The following is a 20,635-nucleotide window of genomic DNA, read 5'->3' on the forward strand; positions in this document are numbered from 1 at the left end:
CAAAGCTCGTTATTCTGATACTAGTGGATTTTACCCCAAGTCTTGCCCTGTCGAAGTCACAGGGAAAGACTTAAACTTTAGACGTGAGAAACCTTGATATTTCCGCATGTGCCAACACAGCAGATGGTTCGCGCTGGAGAGCATTATAATACTTTCTCTCGAAGGTATTGCCTGTCTCTAACGGTACAATCAGCGTGCGGACATCAGTAATCAACTTTTCAAAATCGTCCATTGATATCGGTTCATCAGCTTCGAGCATTTCATCAACTTGCACAACTACCTCAGAAATGCGATGCAGCCAAGCAAATTGTTCATGAGCGATAACTAGCTGAAGTAATTCTCCGCTTGATACTCGTCCACTAACCTGTTCATAGGCAATGCGTTCTGTTTCCAACAACATCTTATGAAGGTGGAGTAATTTATTTCGTAAATCACGCAGATATTGATGTTGACGTATTCTTTGTGAAAGTGTGTTAGAAGTCAATGTTAATCATCCTCTCGTTACAATAGTCTTCAATAGCTTAAATAATTGCTGCGTCAGTATTTATCACCAATAGACTGTAGCGAACAACTGGCTTGTTGAGTGATACCGTAGCGATGCATAGACGCTTGCCGCTCCAACTTTCTCTCCAAGACACTCTAACTAGATCGACAGTCAAGATATATCGCCACTCCCTCATTGTCTTGTGCAAACAGCACTATTAGCCATCTGCACTCAGTTAATCTATTCGGTTTCCTTGTTAAGACGTATAAAAATCAACATATCTTTTTATAAGCGTTACATCTTATATCGGATTAATCATATATTAGCATAAACTTATAAGAAGTAGATAGTTATAGAACCTAGTGAGAAAATGTCAATTATGGGAAAACAGTCCTAATGTCCCTAGCATACGTAATTCTAGGTCTTCTTCAGCAGCAAGAAATGACGGGCTACGACCTTAAAACCAGCTGCTTTGATCAATGTATTGCCCATTTGTGGCCAGCAGACCAGGCACAAATTTACAGAACTCTCGATAAGCTAGTTGAGCAAGGCTGGATTACCTGTACGATTGAGATTCAGCACGATCGCCCCAATCGCAAAGTTTACACTGTGACGGAGCTAGGGAAAGCTGAATTTGCCCAATGGCTTGGGACTCATCAGCCGTTACCAACTTTACGAGAACCTTTGCTAGTCCAGTTGCATTTTGCAGATCAGTTGTCGAATGAAGCAATCATTCACCTACTGGAGCAACAATTGGCGGCTCGAAGCAAAAAGCTTGCTGAATGCGAAATCATTGATTTGCCTTCACTTGGTGATGATTCTGCCAACCGTGAGCAGGTAATGCAAAGGCTGGTGCTGGAGTTGTTAATCAGAAGAGAACAGACTTATATTAATTGGTTGAAGACAGCGATTAATGTTATCGCTCACCAAAAGCCATATCCATCACATTACCAAATTTTATAAATGCCAACAATAGCAGTAAATCCTTATCTCGATCGCAATTTTGCTCCAATCCGTGAAGAAATCACCACCGACAAATTGCCAGTCATCGGTGAATTACCCCTTGATTTATCGGGGATGTTTGTACGGAATGGCCCTAACCCTCAATGGACACCCATTGGTCAATATCACTGGTTTGACGGAGATGGGATGCTACATGGTGTGCAAATTAGCAACGGCGTAGCCACTTATCGTAACCGCTACGTTCAGACAGACGGATGGAAAAAAGAACGAGAAGCGGGTGAGGCTCTGTGGAGTGGGCTTTTAGAACCACCGCGAATGGATAATCCCCACGGCCCCCGCAAAAACACTGCCAATACCGCCTTAGTATGGCACGCGGGTCAGATGTTGGCACTGAACGAAAGTGGTAAACCTCACGCCATCAAGCTTCCTGAATTAGAAACCATTGGGGAGTATAGCTACAATGGGAAGCTAATTTCTGCCTTCACAGCTCATCCCAAGGTAGACCCGGTGACGGGCGAGATGATCTTCTTTGGCTACTCTGTGTTTACGCCACCATACCTGCAATATAGTGTTGTCTCAGCACAAGGCGAACTTTTGCGGACAGTGCCAATTGACCTCTCCATAGGAGTGATGATGCACGATTTCGCCATCACTGAAAACTACACCATTTTTATGGATTTGCCGTTGACTTTTAGCGCCGAGCGATCGCAACGAGGAGAACCTGTGATGATGTTTGAGCGCGATCGCCCCAGTCGTTTTGGCATTCTACCACGTCATGGTGATAACAGTAATATCCGATGGTTTGAGAGCCCCTCTTGCTACGTCTTCCATACCCTCAATGCTTACGAAGATGGAGATGAAGTAGTGCTTATCGCCTGTCGTATGAGTTCTACTACTGTGTTGATTTCTGATGATTCCCAACCCGACCCAGAAGGAAATATCCCGCGTTTGTATCGCTGGCGATTTAATCTCAGCACGGGGACAGTGCGTGAGGAGATGTTAGATGATGTAGCGTCAGAATTTCCCCGCGTCAACGAAAATCTATTGGGGCGGCAAACCCGATATGGCTACAGTAACAAAATGGCGAATAGTTCATTACCTTTATTTGAAGGTATCATTAAGTACGATTTAAACAGTGGAAATTCTCAAACCCACGAATTCGGACAGGGACGCTATGGTGGTGAAGCTGTGTTTGCGCCGCGTCCTGGTGCAATTGCTGAGGATGATGGCTGGCTTGTGACTTTCGTTCATGATGAGAATTCAAACACTTCAGAATTAGTAGTCGTGAATGCCCAAGATTTAACTGCTGAACCTGTAGCGCGGGTGATAATTCCTCAACGAGTACCTTATGGATTTCATGGTGCTTGGGTTGCACAGTAATAGCTAAATGGGCGGTTACAAACCGCCCCTACTCAAATTATTTTTCCCTATAACCTCCAGCGTAGTCAATTACGCAGATTGTTCTATATGATTTGTGAGTTCCATAAGCAACGCCAGACACTTTAAAAGCGCCGTTAAATATATTTTTTCTATGGCCGCGATCGCGCACGCCATCATCAATAATTAATTGCATGACGATATCTTGGGCAGTGTTTGGGCCATAACTAATATTTTCGCCAGCCGTTGTTTGCCATGCACCATAGCGGTTGATGCGAGTAAAAGGGTTGCTACCATCGCTACCATCATGACCTGTAACACCTTTTGGCCCTTGGTCTTTAACATGGTCTTTTGCTCCTAAAGACATACCTTTAGAGGCACTCAACGCTCCTACAGGACGTGCAGATTTCAAAAATGCGATCGCTTCATCGACTGCTTTGACTCCTTCTTGAGTTCGCAAATAGGTATTATTAGAAATTTTGACTCGGTTCCCTTCAAAGCGCTTCTTATAGTTTTCCAGAATCGGGAGATATGATTTGGGATTTGTTCGTACCTTATTCGTTTCAATAATTACCTGTTGTTCCAACGGTGAAAGATAACTCGCACTTGCTAATAGCGTTGGACTGGTTGGTTGAACTACGGCTGGATTCGAGTTTGCCACAGATGGGCTAGATTGCAATAGTTGATTTGAGCAACCCAATATCAGGGTAACTGGCAAAAGTACCCAAAGTTTAATGCGATGCATTCATTACCTCACAATTTTTGTATGCATTAATTTAGTGAATTAGAAGAAATAATAATTTTCAACACGTAGAGAAGTTTCTAGACGCTTCTTTATTCTAAATTTTAGAAACGGCTTGTTGTCAGACATCAGAATTTCTATCAGTTGCCTAATAAGAACGAAAATGAGTTTATTAAGAGTTATAGATAACCCTGCGATCGTCTTTGTTCCTTGAGTGTTAAAAAAAGATTACTTAATACCTGTTGTAACCTAGTTAACACTCAAACGTAAACTAAAAAAAATATTTTTACTTTATTACGGCTGCTTTGAAGTAAATTAATTCAGAATATTGGCTAGTAGAAAATATAATGCAAATTTTTTATTTGCATATTTGCGTTTAACAGTAAAACGCAGAGTTGATATTGTGTCCGCTTAAACAAGTGTTATTGCGATCGCTTTTTTTCAGTGCAGGGAAACAAGCCCGAAAAGAACCTTGCGATGGCGCAAGTGCCCGCCGTAGGCGATCGCTAATTTTACTCGCAATTAACTAATGACGTGTGATTTACCAGATATAATATTACACTTTGAGAAACCAACGTTGCTGATACATCAGAACACCAATACCCCACCACAAAAACACGGTGACTAGAGCAAACAACAGGGAACCATTCAGAAGTCCTGCCCAAGATGCGAAAAAATTCTGGTAAATCCAATTGTAGGTACTGGGAGCGTCTTTGCCTGTGCCGATAGTGGTTTTCACTAAGATTTTAATCAACAAAACAGATGGAACGAAAAGAGCGATCGCATTTAAGCCCATAATTTCAAAAGGTTTACTCCAGCGACGATTCAGCCGGACTTCGATGAGTTCATAACAAGCTGCTAGCAAAAGTAATGCCCAACCGCTAGTAAAGACTACATAAGAACTTGTCCACAGCTTTTTGTTGATGGGAAATGTCCAGCCCCACGCCCAACCGATAATTAAACAACCAACTCCAAATAATCCTAACCCGATGCTTGTGCGTGATTGTACAGGTTGGCTGCGTATCCATTGACCTGTAAAGTAGCCAGCGAGAACGCTTACTATCGCAGGAATAGTACTGAACAGTCCCTCTGGATCTCCCATAAATTTGAAACCATCACCTTTATATAGATGTGCTTTGGGAATAATCATCCGGTCAATATAAGCGCCCAAATTACCTTCTCGTGTTAGAACTCCCGCGCCATAATCTGGCACTGGTAGATACATCATCATTAGCCAGTAGCCAATGAGTATTACTGCTGCAAGTATCCATTGACCTTTGCGCGGAAGGTTGAGAACTATCAAGGAAGCCAGGAGATAGGTAATGCTGATGCGCTGTAATACTCCCATAATGCGGATGCTACTCAAATCAAAAGTCCAAACACCTTGATTCCAAAAGCCATTTAGTAGCAATCCCAAGGCAAACAGAATAGCGGCGCGGCGGAAGATACGCCAGTAAATAGCTGAAGTTGGTTTGTTATCTTCGGTGTACTTTGACAGCGAGAAAGTCATCGCTACACCAACAATGAAGAGAAAGAAAGGGAATACCAAATCAGTTGGCGTGCAACCGTGCCAATCGGCGTGGGCTAAGGGAGGATATACATCATCTGCGACTCCCGCCATATTGACGAGAATCATAGCAGCGATCGTAATGCCGCGAAAAACATCCAGTGAAGTCAGGCGCATAAAGGGAATTTTTTCTTTGATGAGTATCTAAGTTACTCCGCCTCATGCAGCTAATCAAGCAAAATTTATATACTCGGATACAAGGTAAAATTTTGTTAAGTAATTACCACCATTTGTTATGCCAGTCAAAGTTGGAGATACTGCTCCTAATTTCACTCTACCTGCTCAAAACGGTTCAACAGTGAGCCTTCAAGATTTTCGCGGCACGAAAGCTGTTGTCCTATATTTTTATCCCAAGGATGACACACCCGGATGTACGGCTGAATCCTGCGCCTTTCGTGATCAATATGAAGTGTTTAAAAGTGTTGGTGCTGAAGTTGTCGGCGTGAGTGCTGACTCTAGCGAATCTCACCAAAAATTTGCTGCAAAATATAATCTACCTTTTACCCTGTTAACTGACAAAGGCGACCAAGTACGGAAGCTATATGGCGCAACAGCAGCCTTTGGCTTATTCCCTGGTCGCGTTACTTACGTCATAGACCAACAGGGAGTTGTGCAATACGTTTTTGATTCAATGTTGAACTTTAAAGGTCATGTTGAGGAAGCATTGAAAACTTTGCAACAGATTGCAAAATGAGGGATTGGGGATTAGGGATTGGGTACTGGGGATTGAGAAACTCTTTCCCAGTACCCAGTCTCCAGTCCCCAGTCGCTTCTCCCTAGCCCCTATTTAGAATGCAACTTTTCCGGCATGACAATATTATTGTGGCTTGACTTGCCATTCTTGCCGTTAGTATGACCGTTACTATTGCGGGGATGAATCACACCATAACCGCCGTGGTTGCGTTCATAAATTACATTAATCTCTCCAGTTTCAGAATTACGGAACATATAAAAGTCGTGTCCCACAAGTTGCAGTTGTTCCAGGGCTTCTGCAAGGGTCATCGGTGGCATGGAAAAGTATTTGGTGCGGACGACTTCGTTGGGCAATTCGGGAGTGCGATCGCCAATTAAATCTGGGACTACCGACTCTGCAACAACTACTTCTGTTGGTTGGGGCTGAGTTTTTTGATCTTGACGGCGTTCTTTATATTTCCGCAGTTGACGGGCAATTTTATCTGCAACTAAGTCAATGCTGGCATATAGATTTTCGCTACTTTCCTCGGCACGGATAACGCTACCATTAGCGTAAATAGTTACTTCAGCTGCTTGTCTAGTATTAATTCGAGGATTACGGGCTACGCTAAGATGCACATCCACTTCATTTGTGATGCTCTGAAAGTGACTAGCTGCTTTTTCAATCTTTTGATGTACATATTCCCGAATCGCATCGGTGATTTCAATATTTTTGCTGTGGATGACAAGCTTCATGTAAACTCTCCCACTGAATATTTGATGTGTGAATTTGCTTTGTATGAAAAGAAATTGCGGTAAGGTCTATTACTCCCGCCAAAACAAATTGTGAACTGTTTCTATCTAATGCTGGTAAGCTATCTTTAAGCTTACTGCATCTAAGTTTTTGCTCATTATACCCTTAATTTTCCTCCTCATCTCTGCGCTGATATCCAATTGGATTTCCACATAGAACTATTTGGTGAGGAAATTTTAGCGGTAGCTCTCGTAACTGTCTTCTCTATTAAAACAACGCTTACAGAACTGTTGATAGTTGCTCCTTCTGTGTCCGATTGAGGTTTACTCTCTGTTGATCGACAACACGAGTATTTATAGAAGTTGATCTTGCTTTAATATGCAAAACAAGATTATTAGAGTCATCAGCCAGTGCATCGTTCTTAATTGTCTTGGCATGATGCTTATTGCAGAGAATTCCTCCTAAAACCTATTGAGGTTGTATATTCAAACTAGCACTTTGTATTTTCTAATGCATGTTCCCTTGACTTTCCTTTAAAATCCTTTGCAAATCTTGACACTTTTGGACTTCAATCCTGTAAATCGCAATATATTTTATTCCTAATACCAGTTGATTTTTGGCATGATCCGTAGTAAAGAATCACACAATAACCTTTGTTTGCTGTATAACCAAGGATTAATGCCTTACTTAGATGCTCATGGATGGCAGCGATCGCTCCTCACTGAACGCATCCATGACCCTAGTCTAGATGACGTGTTAATTTTGCTAGAACATCCACCTGTCTACACTTTGGGGCAAGGAAGCAACTCAGACTTTATCAAATTTGATATTGATAAAGGTGAATATGATGTGCATCGAGTTGAAAGAGGCGGCGAAGTTACTTATCATTGTCCCGGTCAACTAGTGGGGTATCCAATTTTAAATCTGCAACGTTATCGTAAAGACCTGCATTGGTACTTACGCCAACTCGAAGAAGTCATAATTCGCGTATTGAGAGTTTATGGGTTGCAGGGAGAAAGAATTCCAGCTTTTACTGGTGTTTGGTTACAAGGGCGAAAAGTTGCGGCTATTGGGATTAAAGTCAGCCGTTGGATTACTATGCACGGCTTTGCATTAAATGTTTGTCCAGATATGAAAGGCTTTGAGCGCATTGTACCCTGCGGTATTTCTGATAAACCTGTAGGCAGTTTAGCCGAGTGGATTCCAGGTATTACTTGCCAAGAAGTCCGTTTTTATATGGCACAGTGCTTTGCTGAAGTATTTGGAGTGGAAGTAATCGAATCACAGCCTCAAGACTTTTTCCGGTCTGAGTAAATTTAGTCTGTATTTATGTAACAAATACTATAGCAGCCCTATGGAAATTATGAGACACTAATGAGAGTAGCCTATATCTAAATAGTATCAAAATAACTATTTAACTACGGTTGTCAAACCTAAAATCCGATTATTTACAAATTTCTATACTAAATTTTTACGGCTGTCAAGCACAACTTTGCGCGTGAATTACTCAAATAATTGCCAGGTATATACCCCATCGTTAACGTCTCTGAGAGAACGTGATTTGACAGCTTTGATAGAACTATTTGATAGAGACGATGGTGATGAAATTGAAGCCGACATCAGTGCTAGTTTGTTTTGGCTGATACCTGAGCCTTGTTGGGAAGACGATCCCTTTGATTTCTTGCGCGAGTATCTTTAAGTAAGTAGGTCGGCGCAATTAAAGCTAACTAGCTAAGGCTGTCATTTGTCCTTTGTCATTGGTCATTAGTAAAGATTTTAAGCCTATTTACGTTTCGTAATATACTTGGATTTTTTCGCGCCGACTTACTTAGTGCTGAGTATCGTGAGTTTAAAGGAAGCCTTTAATTACGAATTACGAATTACTTGAAGGCGACTGAGGAAAATACGCAGGCGATCGCTTTGAGGATTGGTCAGTACTTCATAAGCTGAACCTTTTTCTGCCACAATACCTTTGTCTAAAAATATCACCTGATGGGCTACTTCTTTTGCAAATTGCATTTCATGGGTGACAATCACCATTGTCATTCCCTCTGCTGCCAATTGTTGCATTACTTGCAAAACTTCGCCGACGAGTTCGGGATCTAGGGCGCTGGTGGGTTCGTCAAATAACATGATTTGGGGATTCATACATAAGCTACGAGCGATCGCTACTCGTTGCTTTTGTCCGCCAGAAAGTTGTTCGGGATAAGCAGCTGCTTTGTCATGTAAGCCAACTTTCTCTAAATACAATCTCGCTAGTTGGGCGCTTTCCTTGGGTGTTTTACCCAGAACTTTACGCGGTGCAAGTGTCATATTTTCCAGGACGCTGAGATGAGGAAACAGGTTGAACTGTTGAAAAACCATACCTACTTGTGTCCGTAGTTGGCGCAGTTGATTATAGTTGACAGTGGGGCGAGATAAGTTGATACCGTTGATTATTAAACGCCCGTTGTCAATGGTTTCTAAGCGATTAAAGCAGCGTAATAGAGTACTTTTACCACAGCCGGAGGAACCGATAACTGCAACAACTTCTCCCCGGTTGATTTCGCCTGTGATTCCTTTGAGGACTTTTAGGGAACCAAAGTTTTTTTCGATATTGTCAAAAATAATTGCGGGGATGGTATTGTTCATTACTTGTGTCAAGCTGCTCTACAGTTGATTGTAAGGTTTTAAGGAACCGCAGAGGCGCAGAGGTAAGAGAAAATAATATGGCTAAGTTTGGTTTTGGGCGTTGGCTGCGCTGGTGTGTGGTTGTTAGTTTTGGTTGTTTGTTATTGGCTGGGTGTGCTGTGAACTCTAATGCGGGAAAAACTTTGCGAGTTGCGACAGAACCAGCATTCCCACCTTTTGAGTTTAAAAAACAAGGTGGTGAGTTACAGGGTTTTTCGATTGATTTGATGAATGCGATCGCAGTTGCAGCTAAATTTAAAGTCGATTTTCAAAGTATGCCTTTTGATGGTATGATACCGGCTTTGGCAGCCAAAACGGTAGATGCGGCGATTAGTTCGATCACGATTACAGAGGAAAGGGCAAAGACAATTTCTTTTTCCCGTCCTTATTTTAAAGCTGGGTTAGCGATCGCAATCCGTGCAGACGATCAAAATATTACTGGCTTTGACAGTCTCAAAAATAAAAAAATTGCTGTTCAAATTGGTACAACTGGAGCTGCAAAAGCTAAGAGTATTCCTGGAGTGCAACTTCGTAGTTTTGATTCAGCACCTGTAGCCCTACAAGAATTGGCCAATGGTAATGTGGATGCGGTAATCAATGATGCGCCAGTGACTTTATATGCTATTAATACGGGCAATCTTCAGGGAATAAAAATAGTACAGCAATTGCTGACGGAGGAGTTCTATGGCATTGCTACAGCTAAAAATTCGCCAAATTTGGCATTAATAAATGATGGTTTGGAGAGAGTGTTTAAAAATGGCACCTATTCCCAAATTTACCAAAAATGGTTTAAAATCAAACCGCCATCACTACCAGCTAAATCACCATTTGAAAACCAGAATAGTACTAGCTCACCTAAAATATTTACCTCAATTGCCGTAATTTTGCAGGCTTTTCCAACTTTATTACAGGGAGCATTGGTAACGTTACAATTAACAATAATTTCTGTAGTTTTTGGTTTAATTGGAGGTTCCCTAATTGGTATTGTCCGACTTTCTCGCATCGCACCTGTGCGTTGGCTAGCGAGAGCCTATGTAGATTTTTTTCGGGGAACACCTTTATTGGTGCAAATTTTTATGATTTACTTTGGTTTACCAGCAATTTCGCAAGAACTTAGTTTTACATTTACTTTTGATCGCCTAACTGCTGGAATAATTGCCTTAAGTTTGAATAACGCCGCCTACACCGCCGAAGTTGTGCGTGCAGGGATTCAATCGATTGAAATAGGACAAGCAGAAGCAGCAAAATCATTAGGTTTGAGTTCTATACAAACGATGAGTTATGTCATTTTTCCCCAAGCTTTTCGCCGGATGATTCCACCTTTGGGTAATGACTTTATCAGTTTATTGAAAGATACTAGTTTAGTTTCTGTAATTGGGTTGGAAGAATTACTACGTAAAGGACAGTTAATTGTTGCTGACAACTATCGCGCCTTTGAAATTTACGCAGGTGTAGCGGTGGTTTATTTATGTTTAACGTTACTTTTTTCACAGGCATTTAGTCACTTAGAACTGTGGATGAATCCAGTTAAACGGCACAGGTGACTTTTTTATTCATTCGCTTGCCAGTCGTACAGAATTCTTCTAAATTATGACTCCTGAATTCTATTTTGATAAAGTCTAGTTTAAACAATGTTTTAAAGGGGTCTTTTTTACCGCTTAAAAACTAGAGCTTTTTCAACAGCCATTTGAAATATGTAGCTTTTGCTATATAAAGTTTGCAGCCAATACTGTAAAAGCTAATGGTTTCAACCTGGATAAAATTTATTTATACAATTTAATCTATAAGTATGTATCTATACAAATAATAAATATTGCATTGTTTGTAATTATTGTCTGGTTATTATAAAATTGTAAGAAATATCGTACTAACAATAAAAATACTCAAATACAGTCATTTAGTGAGTAACAATCATATCTACTGAGTATCAACACAGCAAGGACTAATAGAGATAAACTAGATAAAAGAGAAATTAAAAGTTGCTTACAATAACATAATAAGTATTGAAAAAATAAAATTTTGATGAAAATCATAACAATTTAAACACTTTTTTAGAGCCAACTTAAAGCAGAATACATAGATGCGGATAATTGGACATATCAACTACAAAAGGTACTACCCATGAGTTCCCGCGCCCTGCTGTTAATAAATCGTCATGCCCGCCAAGGGCAAAAGAGTCTGTCGGAAGCGATTGAATATCTGAAAACACTCGGCTTTGATTTAATTGAGGAGTCTACAGAAGATCCAAAACATCTTACTGAAGTCATATTTCGCTATCAGCATCAAGTTGATCTAGTAATCATTGGTGGAGGAGATGGCACTCTCAATGCAGCAGTAGATGCTTTAGTTGAGACTCAGTTGCCCTTGGGAATTTTACCTTTAGGAACTGCCAACGACCTAGCGAGGACTTTGGAAATACCAAATTCACTCAGCGAAGCTTGCCAAATTATTGCAAATAGAAATTTACGCCACATCGACTTAGGTTGGGTAAACGGCAAGCACTTTTTTAACGTTGCCAGTCTGGGATTGAGTGTAAAAATTACCCAGCGACTTACCAAAGAAGTCAAACGCCGTTGGGGAATATTTGCTTATGCCGCCACTGCATTGCAAGTGACTTGGGAAGCTAGACCTTTTACTGCGGAGATTGTAATCAATGGTGAATCAGTTCGCGTAAAAACAGTACAAATTGCTGTAGGTAACGGCCGTTATTACGGCGGTGGTATGGCAGTGGCTGACGATGCCACAATAGATGACCAAAGGCTAGACCTCTATAGCTTGGAAATTAAACACTGGTGGCAGATTATACTATTACTCCCTGATATGCGAGAAGGGCGACATATACATTGGCAGAGTGTACGTTCTCTTCAAGGTCAAGAAATAAAAGTATATACTCGCAAACCTCGTCCTATCAATACAGATGGTGAAATTACTACTTACACACCGGCTCATTTTAGGGTTATACCTAAAGCTATAGCTGTTTTAGCACCCCCAGAAATTAGGAGTTAGGAGTATTCTCCCTCATCTCCTCCAGTTACTCTATTTCCCTCTGCTAAAAATGTGGGAAGTCGCATCAACTCACGCCAAATGCATCTGAGATTTTCTCAAGATATAAAGTCCCTGTTACAACGCCTAGCGGAACAACCGCTTACTCTAGGTGATATTCTGGCAGAAACCTCAGAACGAGGATTCAGCCTGGTAATTACATTATTAGTTTTGCCTTTTTTATTTCCTATGCCACCAGGATTAACTGGCCCTTTTGGTGGTGCTTGTTTACTGTTGTCAGCGCAAATGGTTTTAGGGAGGCGATCGCCTTGGCTACCGAAAAGAATCGCGAACTACAAGTTTCCTCGTCCCTTTGCCGAGTTACTTTTACAAAATTTGGGACGTTTTACCAAAGTTTTACAGAAAATCGCCCGTCCCCGATTGGCCAAAATAGCCCATAATCCTTTGATTTGGCGAATTAATGGGTTTTGTATCTCTTTATTAACAATATTTTTAATATTACCAATTCCATTTACGAATCCTATCCCCACTATAGGTATTTTACTTTTAACTGTTGCCACCATCGAATCTGACGGTTTATTAATTTGCATCAGCTACGGCGTTACTGTCTTAATTACCTTGATGTTTGGATTTATTGGTTATGCAGTATGGTTAGCTCCTGGTTTGCTGCCATCTATATTTAAATAATAAAAGCCCGCAGCGTTAAGCTAAGGGCTGTAATTTATTAGGGTGCATCTACCATTTATTAATCCGCTGTATTAATTCCTATATCCGGGAAAATTAGTTTTTTTAACAAATTTATTTTATCGACACATTAAAAACTATAAGTAATAAAAAAGCCCGCAGCGTTAAGCTAAGGGCTGTAATTTATTAGGGTGCATCTACCATTTATTAATCCGCTTTATTAATTTCTATATCCGGGAAAATTAGTTTTTTTAACAAATTTATTTTATCAACGCATTAAAAACTATAAGTAATAAAAAAGCCCATAGCGTTAAGCTAAAGGCTGTAATTTATTAAGGTGCATCTACCATTTGTTAATCCGCTTTATTAATTCCTATATCCGGAAAAATTAGTTTTTTTAACAAATTTATTTTATCAACGCATTAAAAACTATAAGTAATAAAAAAGCCCATAGCGTTAAGCTAAGGGCTGTAATTTATTAAGGTGCATCTACCATTTATTAATCCGCTTTATTAATTCCTATATCCGGAAAAATTAGGTTTTCCAACAAATTTATTTTTTTAAAATTATAAATTTAATTAAAAAAAGCCCTCCGCTTTTAGCTGAGGGCTATGATTTAATTAAGGTGCATCTATTATTTATATATCCGCCTTAGTTCTTGCTGCATCAGGAAGAATTGAAAAAAATGGATAACTGTGGAATTGATTTCGTTAGCTCTAAAAGTAGTATTAGTCTGAACGAGGACAACCTGCGGTTTTTGACTAGATAATCATTGACTAGCTTCACAGTAATTTTACAAATATCCTCAATTTTACCTAAATACGCAAAGTTTTTGTTAATATCTCTGATGCTATATCCGCAATAGTACGAATTTAGTTTATTAGTTGGGTATATGACTATGAAAGTTAGACGCACCCAACTTCATGAAGCGATCGCCATTTCTATTAGCCCTTGCTAGCCTTTGTATTGTCGGGGGAAGCTTTTTTATCAGAACAGCTTTTAGCAGTACTAGCGAGCCTAAAATAATAACTGATACATCACGCTACAAAGAAATTCGTAATCAGCTATGGTCTGATAATGATCGAGTAAAACATTTTCCTAATCAGATTCCTACTGATGCTAAAGATGTTCGTATTGCTTACTCTCCAGAATTTTTGCAAGGAAGTACTTTTTTTCAAATTAGGCTGAAACAGCCACCAAATAAGATAGAAAAATTACTGTCACAATACAGAAATAGTGCAAAGTACAAATATAGAGGTGGTAACACAAACGACCACATAAATCAACTTAACGGTGTGCCGACAACTTTTTTCTACACCAGTGACTCTTCTACAGAATCTTTTCCAGCTACTTATGAAATACTAGTATTAAATGCAGACGACAAAGGCAGACCTGGCTTCAAATGGAATCATGGAGATAGCTATGGTGTCGCTATTAATAGTTCCGCCTCAGAAATAATCTATTGGTCTGAAAAATGGTAGCTAGCAATCCAAAATAAATTTGAATCACTATGATAAAAATCATTATTTGGGACATGACCCTTATTCATTACTAAGTGATGGTTTTACCCTTTTGGGTATATCACTTTAGGTAGTTAAAACTTATAGCCAGCATAGGTAAGATTTATAAGCTGCTTAAAAACTATCTAAATATCTAGAATGCCAACTGCTTTAATTACTGGTGCCTCTAGTGGTATTGGTAAAGCTTTTGCCCAGGAACTAGCTGCACGCAAGACAAATCTTATACTCGTAGCTCGTTCCAAAGAGAAACTAAGTCAATTAGCTAAACAACTACAAGAACAACACAAAATTCAAGTAGACGTTATAATCCAAGACCTGACGGAACCTAATGCAGCTGCTGCTGTATTTGATGTCACTAAAACAAAGGGATTAACTATTGACTTATTAATCAACAATGCTGGTTTTGGTTACTATGGCGACTTTGCTGAAGGGGATGGAGAAAGACAAATTAAAATTGTACAATTAAACGTTTTAGCATTGGTAGATTTAACCCATAAATTTCTACCCTTGATGCGGCAACGACAGTCTGGAAGTATTATTAACGTATCCTCTATTACCGCATTTCAACCGATACCATACCTTTCTGTTTATGCTGCCAGTAAAGCTTTTATTCTTAGTTTTAGTGAAGCACTATGGGCAGAAAATCGTCAATATGGTGTCCGTATTTTGGTCACTTGTCCAGGGCCAATAGAAACAAATTTTTTTGCGGAAGCTAATTTTCCTCCAGCGCTGGCAAGTACTACAGATAAAGTGTATTCTGCCGAAAAAATTGTTTGGGAATGTTTAGATGCTTTGGAAAAAGGCTATCCAACTGTTATTAGTTCTGATACTAGCACTCAAATTAGAAGCAAATTATCTCGGCTCGTACCGCGCAGACTTTTGCTGAATATATTAGCAAAACACTTTAAAGCCTAAGAGGTTTTTTGAAAAGTAGTGATGAGGTATCCAAAACTTGAGATCCTTCTAAGTACTCCTTAAAAAGGAGGACTTTGAGAAGGTTATTTTACCTTTTTTAAGGAGGGATAGGGGGGATCTCAATATAAGGGTAGACTTTTCAAATATCCTCTTAGGAGTTAAAAATTGGGGGGTAAAGAAACTGGTGAATTTAAAACTCTTAACTCCTCACTGATTACATATACCTTGTTAATTGAACTCGGTAACGGTCTTTTTTTGTAACTGCGATTTCCCCAACTTCTAAACGCCCTTTAGAGCGAATGGCGATTAAGTCACCTGATTTGACTTGAGAACTAGCTTGTGTAACTTCCTTCCAATTAACGCGGACATCACCAGCATCAATGAAGTCAACCATTTTGCTGCGGGACATACCAAAACCAGCAGATGCGATCGCATCTAACCGCAAAGAAGCCTCCACAGTAGTTAGTTCTTTTTTCTTGGGTTCCCGAACCCTTAATTCAGTTATCTCAATTCGCTGAGTCTTCACAGGAACAGATCGCACCTGTTTAAGACTCATTTCCAAAAATTCTACTAACTCTGGGGCGACAATCGCCTGGGCCCCTCGTTCTCCTAAGACAATAACGTCTCCTGTCTTTTCACGAACAATTCCTGTTCCCAACATTGCGCCTAAAAAGTCGCGGTGAGAGGCGGTATCAAACAAGAAGTTACCAGCAATTTCCACGGCGACAAGGCTGACTTGAGATTGGTCTAGGGGAAGTTCTGAACGAGCGATCGCTATTCTTTGGCGTTCAGCTTGGGGATATCCGCCCCACGCAACTAATTGCACTTCTGTTAATCGGTTAAACACCCGTTGAATTTCCGCTAATTCTGGGGGAGATAGAAAATCTGTCAAAACCACTTCCCAAGTTTTGATAGCTTGTTCGGCTTGATCAATTACACGAGCTACACTATCTCGATTTTCAACACCCTTTAAAAGTTCTTCTCGTGGCAACATTCTTAAAAATTATGAGTTATGAATTGAGAATTAAACTACTATAACTGTCTTGATTCTAACTTTAATTCCCATTTCAACAGGTTCCCATCTCTAGGAATTTGTTGCATTCCTAGTTTTTTCAAAATGCGAACCGAGGCAACACGACCGTCTGGAGAATGAGTGATAATTATCTTCAGTTCTCGCCCAGTAAAGGCAAAATTGACCAGTGCTTTTACTGCTTCAAAAGTAAATCCTTGTGTGTTGTAATGCGTAAACCAGGATTTTTTGTCAGACGCTACTTGTGTCAGCATAACCTTGGATATTTTCTGGATCAAACTGGCGTAATATTCGGGTCGCTTGCCGAGTGAGAGTTTCAGAGCCTTGAACGGCAACTAAGTATTTACCCGCGTCTAAGCGGTTTCGATAAGGCAAGGCATCACCACCACCTACGAGTAAACCGACTCCACCACCTACAACCACACCACCCATAGCACCACTAGCAGCACCCAGCAGTCCGCCAACGATGTGATTGCCAACTTCACCCGCCCAGGCAAAAGTATCTAAACCAGTGATGAGGCTGAATGTAAAACCTGCAAAAAAGCCAAATGGTATCAGCCAGGTTGCCATCAGTTGTGCTTGCTTTTTGGCTTGGTCTTTGGGGTCAATTAAGCCAAACTCGTCAGCCGTTTTATAGCCCTTCCCAAGGATAGTACTGTTTATGCCTTCTTCTTCTAAAGCTAAGTAAGCAGCTTCGGCTTGAATGCGGTCTGGTAATACGGCAACAAGGTAATTCATTGATTTTACAATTTGTCTAATATAAGTTTTGCCTTAATTAACAGCGTATCAGTCTTGGTCGAATCGATCTTACATTGGGTAAGAGTTTGGAGTTTGGAAAGGCTTTGATTCTTACTCCAATACTTTTCGGATAAACCCAATAATCTCTCTTTTGGTCTGGGGAAACGTAAATTCAAACCCTTTGCCTTTCCCCTTTCCCCCAAAATCCGAAAAGTGTTGATTCTTACTTCTCTTCCATTGTAGAGAAGGGATTGGGGGTTAGGTCTGTATTAAAACTCAACTGCAAATCGCGTAGGCGTAGCCCGCACTTCTCTACGAGACGCTCCGCGAACGGTAAGCTCAGTGACCACCGCAGGCATCGCGCAAGTAAGCATCAGTTAAATATACATGAGCCGATCACTTGAGCGAATCTAGTGGCTCACAAAAATTGTTTACGCCTTGTTTGAGGACATATATCAAAACTGGCGTTGCCAAAATCTTGGGAAATGTCGGCATTGCTTTTAGATGTTCCATCATCTTTTGAGGTGAAGTATTAAGCAAATCTTCCCGGTATTCTTGTTCGCAAATAACCACACGCCATTTTCTAGCCAAGGCATCTAACCACTCAGAATTTGCTCTTTCTGGTTGTTGTCCTGCTCTAATAGCTAGCGTCATCGCCGCATCTTCTAAATCTCCATCACAGTCTTCAATCAAATCCAGCGCTTCCATATCGCTAGGATCGTCAGCCAATTGAGAGCGAAACTGTGCAATTTCTTGAGATGTTACTTTAGTCATGAGTCTTTGACAAGGCTAGCAATCGAACATTCAGTTATGCTACATCATTTCACAAAATTCCTGTTATGCGTTTTCGCGGCACTTTCAAAATTCAAAATCTCTGTGAGAAGGTTCAGTTAAGAATTAAACTGTGCCATATTTAATTTTCATCTAGAGAGCGTTCATGTTGCCCACCCCACAAAGACCAATACTGCTCGGTTAAGAATTTTTAACTCGGAATTGGGTTTGGGGAAAAGGTTAAAGGTTAAAGGTTTTTTCTTTCCCCTTTCCCCTTCCCCTTTTCCCCAAAACCCGACAAGTATTGCCACAAAGACTGATATTTAATTTAGGTTATGCAATTTAAATCACTTTCAGCTGATCGGTGGGAATTTTAGGTGTGTAGAGAGTTAAAATTCCGGTCTTTTTTAATTAAAAAGCCTCATCTTTCAATGAGGCTTTCAGAATTTTTAATTGAGAGGTTAAGTCAGCAGTACTAGCGTAGCGCTCTGAGGGTAACAGACCGTTGTAACTGAGCTAAAGCGCGGTTGTAATCCAAAATTGCTGTGACTCGATTACCTTCAGCTCTTGTGAGGTCGTTTTCAGAGTTAATAACATCAGTTTGAGTTCCTACACCAGCTTGGAATCGCAAACGCGCTAAACGTAGAGCTTCTCTAGCTTGTTCTAAAGCGGTGTTAGAGGTTTGAACATTCTCCAAACTAGATTGCTGGGTAGAGTAGGCTTGTTCTACCTGAAAACGAATTTGGTTGCGCTGTTCAGCAAATTGAGTTTCTGCGATCGCAATATTAACACTAGACTGAGCTGCTCTTGCTCTTGCCGCTCCCCCATCATACAAATTGATGGTGGCTCTAACTCCCAATGAATAACCATCAGTAATGCTGACACTATCATCGAACTGATCTAGTAGGTTGTAACTGCCTACCAAACTAACTTGAGGCCCCAGTTCTGCAAGAGCCTGTCTACGCTGTTGTTCGTTGATATTGCGTTGTGCCAACTGCTGTTGCAATTCTGGACGATTTTGATAAGCCAGCACAATACTTTGTTCTAGCGTTGGGTTCCAAAGACCAGCTAATTGTACAGGGTCGGCGGCACTGATATTTATTCCCTGCGGCAAACTTATCCGAGTTGCTAATTGACGACGGGAAATTGCCTGCTGGGATCTAGCATTAGTCAAATCTTGTTGGGCATTTGCTAAATTCACCTGCGATCGCAACACATCGAACCGCGTACCAACCCCAGCTCGCTCTAAAGCTTCCGCATCACGCAAACTAGCCTCGGAGTTTTGCACAGCCGACTGAGCAATACGTACTTGTTCATCCGCCTGTTGCAGATTGTAGTAGTCAGTGGCAACATTCAAACGGATTGTCTCAGACTGAGTTTCTACAGCCAATTCATTGAAACGTACCTGTTCTTCAGCCGCTCTGATGCTAGCTTGCACTCTCCCAGAAGTGTAGATGTTATATGACAGCTGTGCTTGACCGGAAAAAGATGTACCAGCTTCATCTGGCGATGAGATACCCGTCTGTTGTTCTTGGAGTTTCGACGAGAGCTGACTACTGGCAGACTGACTACGAGTAATATCAGCGCTAATTCCCAGAGTTGGCAATAAAGCAGCTTGTGCCTCACGTAGAACCGCTCGATTGCGTTCTAGCTCCAAAATAGACACCTGTAAATCCCGATTGTTACGCCGTGCTAGCTCCAAAGCTTGTGCCAAAGTAATCGGCTGATTTCCCTGAAGTGTCACTTCCTCCGGTTTGGTAGGAAATTGCAAGGGATTTGAGCTAGGAATCAAGTTCTCGGGAATTTGCACCGGCCCTGATGGCACAGGAGTTATGGTTCTCGGCACAGTGGAAGGTTGTACTGACTCTGACGGTGCAGGAGTTACGGTTCCTGGTACAGTTGGAACTTGTGTCGAATTTGCCGGAATCGAGGTATTGTTCTGAGCAATGCGGCCAATAGCATTTTGTTGTAAACAGGTGTTTGAAGCCAGTAGCAAAGCCGCTGAGGAATCAGTCTTGCTTTTCCCTGATTCCTGTGGGCATCTTGGCGCTGACAACAGTTTTGCTGATTCTCCACCTGTAGCTGAAGTTTGTAAAAATGTTTGCAACTCAGTCACAGCATTTTTCTTTTTAACCACTGGCTGCTGTGCAGAAGACAGGGGTAAAATTTTTCTTTGGACAGAAGAAGGTTTTGAAGTGTAGTTGGGAACTACTATGCTCTCTGATTTCTGCCCAGAAATGCTTGAGTTACTCTGTTTTTGGTTATTTTGAGCAGAACTGCTAACATCTAGCTGTTGGGAAGAACTAGAGGTAGGTGTCAAACTGACAAATCTACCTTCATCTTTCTTAAGTACTTGTTTTATTGGCACAACAGTATTTCCAGCCGTAAATACTGGAATACTGTTATTACTTAAAGGCTTCATACTAAGTTTAGTAAAACCAAAACCAGGTAGTAGGGTTGGAACACTAACATTTGCACCATGCGGCAATTGCGTATTCATCATATCCACAACCGAGCTTTGACCATAAGTAGAAGTCAAAACACTAGGAGAAGAAGCCAGCTGTACCCCAGTTAGTTTTACAGTACCAGCCCAAGCAGGCTGAGTTGTTAAAACCGCTGCCGTGACACCAGGCAAGAAGCTATAGAATAATTGCTGTCCTTTCACCGCATCCCTCACACGAAAATCAATCTAGCGGCAGAAAACCTTTCTTCACCACAGAATATAGCACGATACTAAATTTAGGA

General features: G+C 40.8%; 21 protein-coding genes. 11 read left to right on the forward strand and 10 right to left on the reverse strand.

Annotated features, from left to right (window positions below; all coding sequences use genetic code 11):
• Positions 1-70 precede the first annotated feature (70 nt).
• Complete coding sequence (locus tag IQ274_RS15655) at positions 71-484, reverse strand: hypothetical protein (protein ID WP_194142798.1); 414 nt, start codon at positions 482-484, stop codon at positions 71-73.
• A 396-nt stretch (positions 485-880) separates the two neighbouring features.
• Between IQ274_RS15655 and IQ274_RS15660 the strand changes: the two genes are divergently transcribed.
• Both IQ274_RS15660 and IQ274_RS15665 read left to right on the forward strand, forming a co-directional pair.
• Complete coding sequence (locus IQ274_RS15660) at positions 881-1,447, forward strand: PadR family transcriptional regulator (protein WP_163927369.1); 567 nt, start codon at positions 881-883, stop codon at positions 1,445-1,447.
• On the forward strand, positions 1,448-2,827 hold the full coding sequence (locus tag IQ274_RS15665; RefSeq protein ID WP_194142799.1) for a carotenoid oxygenase family protein: 1,380 nt from the start codon (positions 1,448-1,450) through the stop codon (positions 2,825-2,827).
• Positions 2,828-2,864: 37 nt separating this feature from the next.
• Here the strand turns inward: IQ274_RS15665 and IQ274_RS15670 are convergent, their stop codons facing one another.
• Positions 2,865-3,569, reverse strand: coding sequence for a CAP domain-containing protein (locus IQ274_RS15670; RefSeq protein WP_194142800.1), 705 nt, complete (start codon positions 3,567-3,569; stop codon positions 2,865-2,867).
• A gap of 398 nt (positions 3,570-3,967) precedes the next feature.
• On the opposite strand from IQ274_RS15670, the gene IQ274_RS37370 reads away from it, so the two are divergent.
• On the forward strand, positions 3,968-4,096 hold the full coding sequence (locus IQ274_RS37370; RefSeq protein WP_265578547.1) for a hypothetical protein: 129 nt from the start codon (positions 3,968-3,970) through the stop codon (positions 4,094-4,096).
• 26 nt (positions 4,097-4,122) lie between these two features.
• On the opposite strand, the gene IQ274_RS15675 is transcribed toward IQ274_RS37370, so the two are convergent.
• Positions 4,123-5,250, reverse strand: a complete 1,128-nt coding sequence (locus tag IQ274_RS15675) for an acyltransferase family protein (protein WP_194142801.1) — start codon at positions 5,248-5,250, stop codon at positions 4,123-4,125.
• A gap of 118 nt (positions 5,251-5,368) precedes the next feature.
• Between IQ274_RS15675 and IQ274_RS15680 the strand changes: the two genes are divergently transcribed.
• Positions 5,369-5,827: a peroxiredoxin gene (locus IQ274_RS15680; protein ID WP_114082494.1), complete on the forward strand. Its 459-nt coding sequence runs from the start codon at positions 5,369-5,371 to the stop codon at positions 5,825-5,827.
• An 89-nt stretch (positions 5,828-5,916) separates the two neighbouring features.
• Here the strand turns inward: IQ274_RS15680 and hpf are convergent, their stop codons facing one another.
• Positions 5,917-6,561: a ribosome hibernation-promoting factor, HPF/YfiA family gene (gene hpf / locus IQ274_RS15685; protein ID WP_194142802.1), complete on the reverse strand. Its 645-nt coding sequence runs from the start codon at positions 6,559-6,561 to the stop codon at positions 5,917-5,919.
• Positions 6,562-7,180: 619 nt separating this feature from the next.
• On the opposite strand from hpf, the gene lipB reads away from it, so the two are divergent.
• The gene (gene lipB, locus IQ274_RS15690) at positions 7,181-7,873 is read left to right on the forward strand and encodes a lipoyl(octanoyl) transferase LipB (RefSeq protein ID WP_163927365.1); all 693 of its coding nucleotides are present in this window, start codon (positions 7,181-7,183) and stop codon (positions 7,871-7,873) included.
• 247 nt (positions 7,874-8,120) lie between these two features.
• A complete protein-coding gene (locus tag IQ274_RS15695; protein WP_372726496.1) occupies positions 8,121-8,258 on the forward strand; it encodes a hypothetical protein in 138 nt (45 codons plus the stop codon).
• A 167-nt stretch (positions 8,259-8,425) separates the two neighbouring features.
• On the opposite strand, the gene IQ274_RS15700 is transcribed toward IQ274_RS15695, so the two are convergent.
• The gene (locus IQ274_RS15700; RefSeq protein WP_163927363.1) at positions 8,426-9,190 is read right to left on the reverse strand and encodes an amino acid ABC transporter ATP-binding protein; all 765 of its coding nucleotides are present in this window, start codon (positions 9,188-9,190) and stop codon (positions 8,426-8,428) included.
• 77 nt (positions 9,191-9,267) lie between these two features.
• Between IQ274_RS15700 and IQ274_RS15705 the strand changes: the two genes are divergently transcribed.
• The 5 genes from IQ274_RS15705 (at position 9,268) to IQ274_RS15725 (ending at position 15,351) form a co-directional block, all read left to right on the forward strand.
• On the forward strand, positions 9,268-10,773 hold the full coding sequence (locus tag IQ274_RS15705; protein ID WP_194142803.1) for an ABC transporter permease subunit: 1,506 nt from the start codon (positions 9,268-9,270) through the stop codon (positions 10,771-10,773).
• Between the two features lie 577 nt (positions 10,774-11,350).
• Entirely contained in the window at positions 11,351-12,235 is an 885-nt protein-coding gene (locus IQ274_RS15710) for a lipid kinase (RefSeq protein WP_194142804.1), read from the forward strand.
• Between the two features lie 78 nt (positions 12,236-12,313).
• A complete protein-coding gene (locus IQ274_RS15715; RefSeq protein ID WP_175586511.1) occupies positions 12,314-12,919 on the forward strand; it encodes an exopolysaccharide biosynthesis protein in 606 nt (201 codons plus the stop codon).
• Positions 12,920-13,839: 920 nt separating this feature from the next.
• Positions 13,840-14,397, forward strand: coding sequence for a hypothetical protein (locus IQ274_RS15720; RefSeq protein ID WP_163927359.1), 558 nt, complete (start codon positions 13,840-13,842; stop codon positions 14,395-14,397).
• Between the two features lie 177 nt (positions 14,398-14,574).
• On the forward strand, positions 14,575-15,351 hold the full coding sequence (locus IQ274_RS15725; protein ID WP_194142805.1) for an SDR family NAD(P)-dependent oxidoreductase: 777 nt from the start codon (positions 14,575-14,577) through the stop codon (positions 15,349-15,351).
• 214 nt (positions 15,352-15,565) lie between these two features.
• Here IQ274_RS15725 and IQ274_RS15730 read toward each other — a convergent pair whose 3' ends face one another.
• The 5 genes from IQ274_RS15730 to IQ274_RS15750 form a co-directional block, all read right to left on the reverse strand.
• The gene (locus tag IQ274_RS15730; protein WP_012409406.1) at positions 15,566-16,345 is read right to left on the reverse strand and encodes a photosystem II S4 domain protein; all 780 of its coding nucleotides are present in this window, start codon (positions 16,343-16,345) and stop codon (positions 15,566-15,568) included.
• 38 nt (positions 16,346-16,383) lie between these two features.
• Positions 16,384-16,635 (reverse strand): GNAT family N-acetyltransferase, encoded by a 252-nt coding sequence (locus IQ274_RS15735; RefSeq protein WP_194142806.1) that lies wholly within the window; start codon positions 16,633-16,635, stop codon positions 16,384-16,386.
• Positions 16,613-17,119 (reverse strand): hypothetical protein, encoded by a 507-nt coding sequence (locus IQ274_RS15740; protein ID WP_163927355.1) that lies wholly within the window; start codon positions 17,117-17,119, stop codon positions 16,613-16,615. Before IQ274_RS15740 ends, IQ274_RS15735 begins: the two co-directional genes overlap by 23 nt.
• Positions 17,120-17,515: 396 nt before the next feature.
• Positions 17,516-17,893, reverse strand: a complete 378-nt coding sequence (locus IQ274_RS15745) for a hypothetical protein (protein WP_012409408.1) — start codon at positions 17,891-17,893, stop codon at positions 17,516-17,518.
• A gap of 472 nt (positions 17,894-18,365) precedes the next feature.
• Entirely contained in the window at positions 18,366-20,555 is a 2,190-nt protein-coding gene (locus tag IQ274_RS15750; RefSeq protein ID WP_194142807.1) for a TolC family protein, read from the reverse strand.
• Positions 20,556-20,635 lie beyond the last annotated feature (80 nt).

This window comes from Nostoc sp. LEGE 12447 (assembly GCF_015206985.1).
Taxonomy (GTDB): domain Bacteria; phylum Cyanobacteriota; class Cyanobacteriia; order Cyanobacteriales; family Nostocaceae; genus Nostoc.

Coding starts and splice junctions, on each gene's coding strand:
- IQ274_RS15660 (WP_163927369.1), top strand. CDS start 881: ATGTCCCTAGCATACGTAATTCTAGGTCTTCTTCAGCAGCAAGAAATG.
- IQ274_RS15665 (WP_194142799.1), top strand. CDS start 1,448: ATGCCAACAATAGCAGTAAATCCTTATCTCGATCGCAATTTTGCTCCA.
- IQ274_RS15670 (WP_194142800.1), bottom strand. CDS start 3,569: ATGCATCGCATTAAACTTTGGGTACTTTTGCCAGTTACCCTGATATTG.
- IQ274_RS15675 (WP_194142801.1), bottom strand. CDS start 5,250: ATGCGCCTGACTTCACTGGATGTTTTTCGCGGCATTACGATCGCTGCT.
- IQ274_RS15680 (WP_114082494.1), top strand. CDS start 5,369: ATGCCAGTCAAAGTTGGAGATACTGCTCCTAATTTCACTCTACCTGCT.
- hpf (WP_194142802.1), bottom strand. CDS start 6,561: ATGAAGCTTGTCATCCACAGCAAAAATATTGAAATCACCGATGCGATT.
- lipB (WP_163927365.1), top strand. CDS start 7,181: ATGATCCGTAGTAAAGAATCACACAATAACCTTTGTTTGCTGTATAAC.
- IQ274_RS15700 (WP_163927363.1), bottom strand. CDS start 9,190: ATGAACAATACCATCCCCGCAATTATTTTTGACAATATCGAAAAAAAC.
- IQ274_RS15705 (WP_194142803.1), top strand. CDS start 9,268: ATGGCTAAGTTTGGTTTTGGGCGTTGGCTGCGCTGGTGTGTGGTTGTT.
- IQ274_RS15710 (WP_194142804.1), top strand. CDS start 11,351: ATGAGTTCCCGCGCCCTGCTGTTAATAAATCGTCATGCCCGCCAAGGG.
- IQ274_RS15715 (WP_175586511.1), top strand. CDS start 12,314: ATGCATCTGAGATTTTCTCAAGATATAAAGTCCCTGTTACAACGCCTA.
- IQ274_RS15720 (WP_163927359.1), top strand. CDS start 13,840: ATGAAGCGATCGCCATTTCTATTAGCCCTTGCTAGCCTTTGTATTGTC.
- IQ274_RS15725 (WP_194142805.1), top strand. CDS start 14,575: ATGCCAACTGCTTTAATTACTGGTGCCTCTAGTGGTATTGGTAAAGCT.
- IQ274_RS15730 (WP_012409406.1), bottom strand. CDS start 16,345: ATGTTGCCACGAGAAGAACTTTTAAAGGGTGTTGAAAATCGAGATAGT.
- IQ274_RS15735 (WP_194142806.1), bottom strand. CDS start 16,635: ATGCTGACACAAGTAGCGTCTGACAAAAAATCCTGGTTTACGCATTAC.
- IQ274_RS15740 (WP_163927355.1), bottom strand. CDS start 17,119: ATGAATTACCTTGTTGCCGTATTACCAGACCGCATTCAAGCCGAAGCT.
- IQ274_RS15745 (WP_012409408.1), bottom strand. CDS start 17,893: ATGACTAAAGTAACATCTCAAGAAATTGCACAGTTTCGCTCTCAATTG.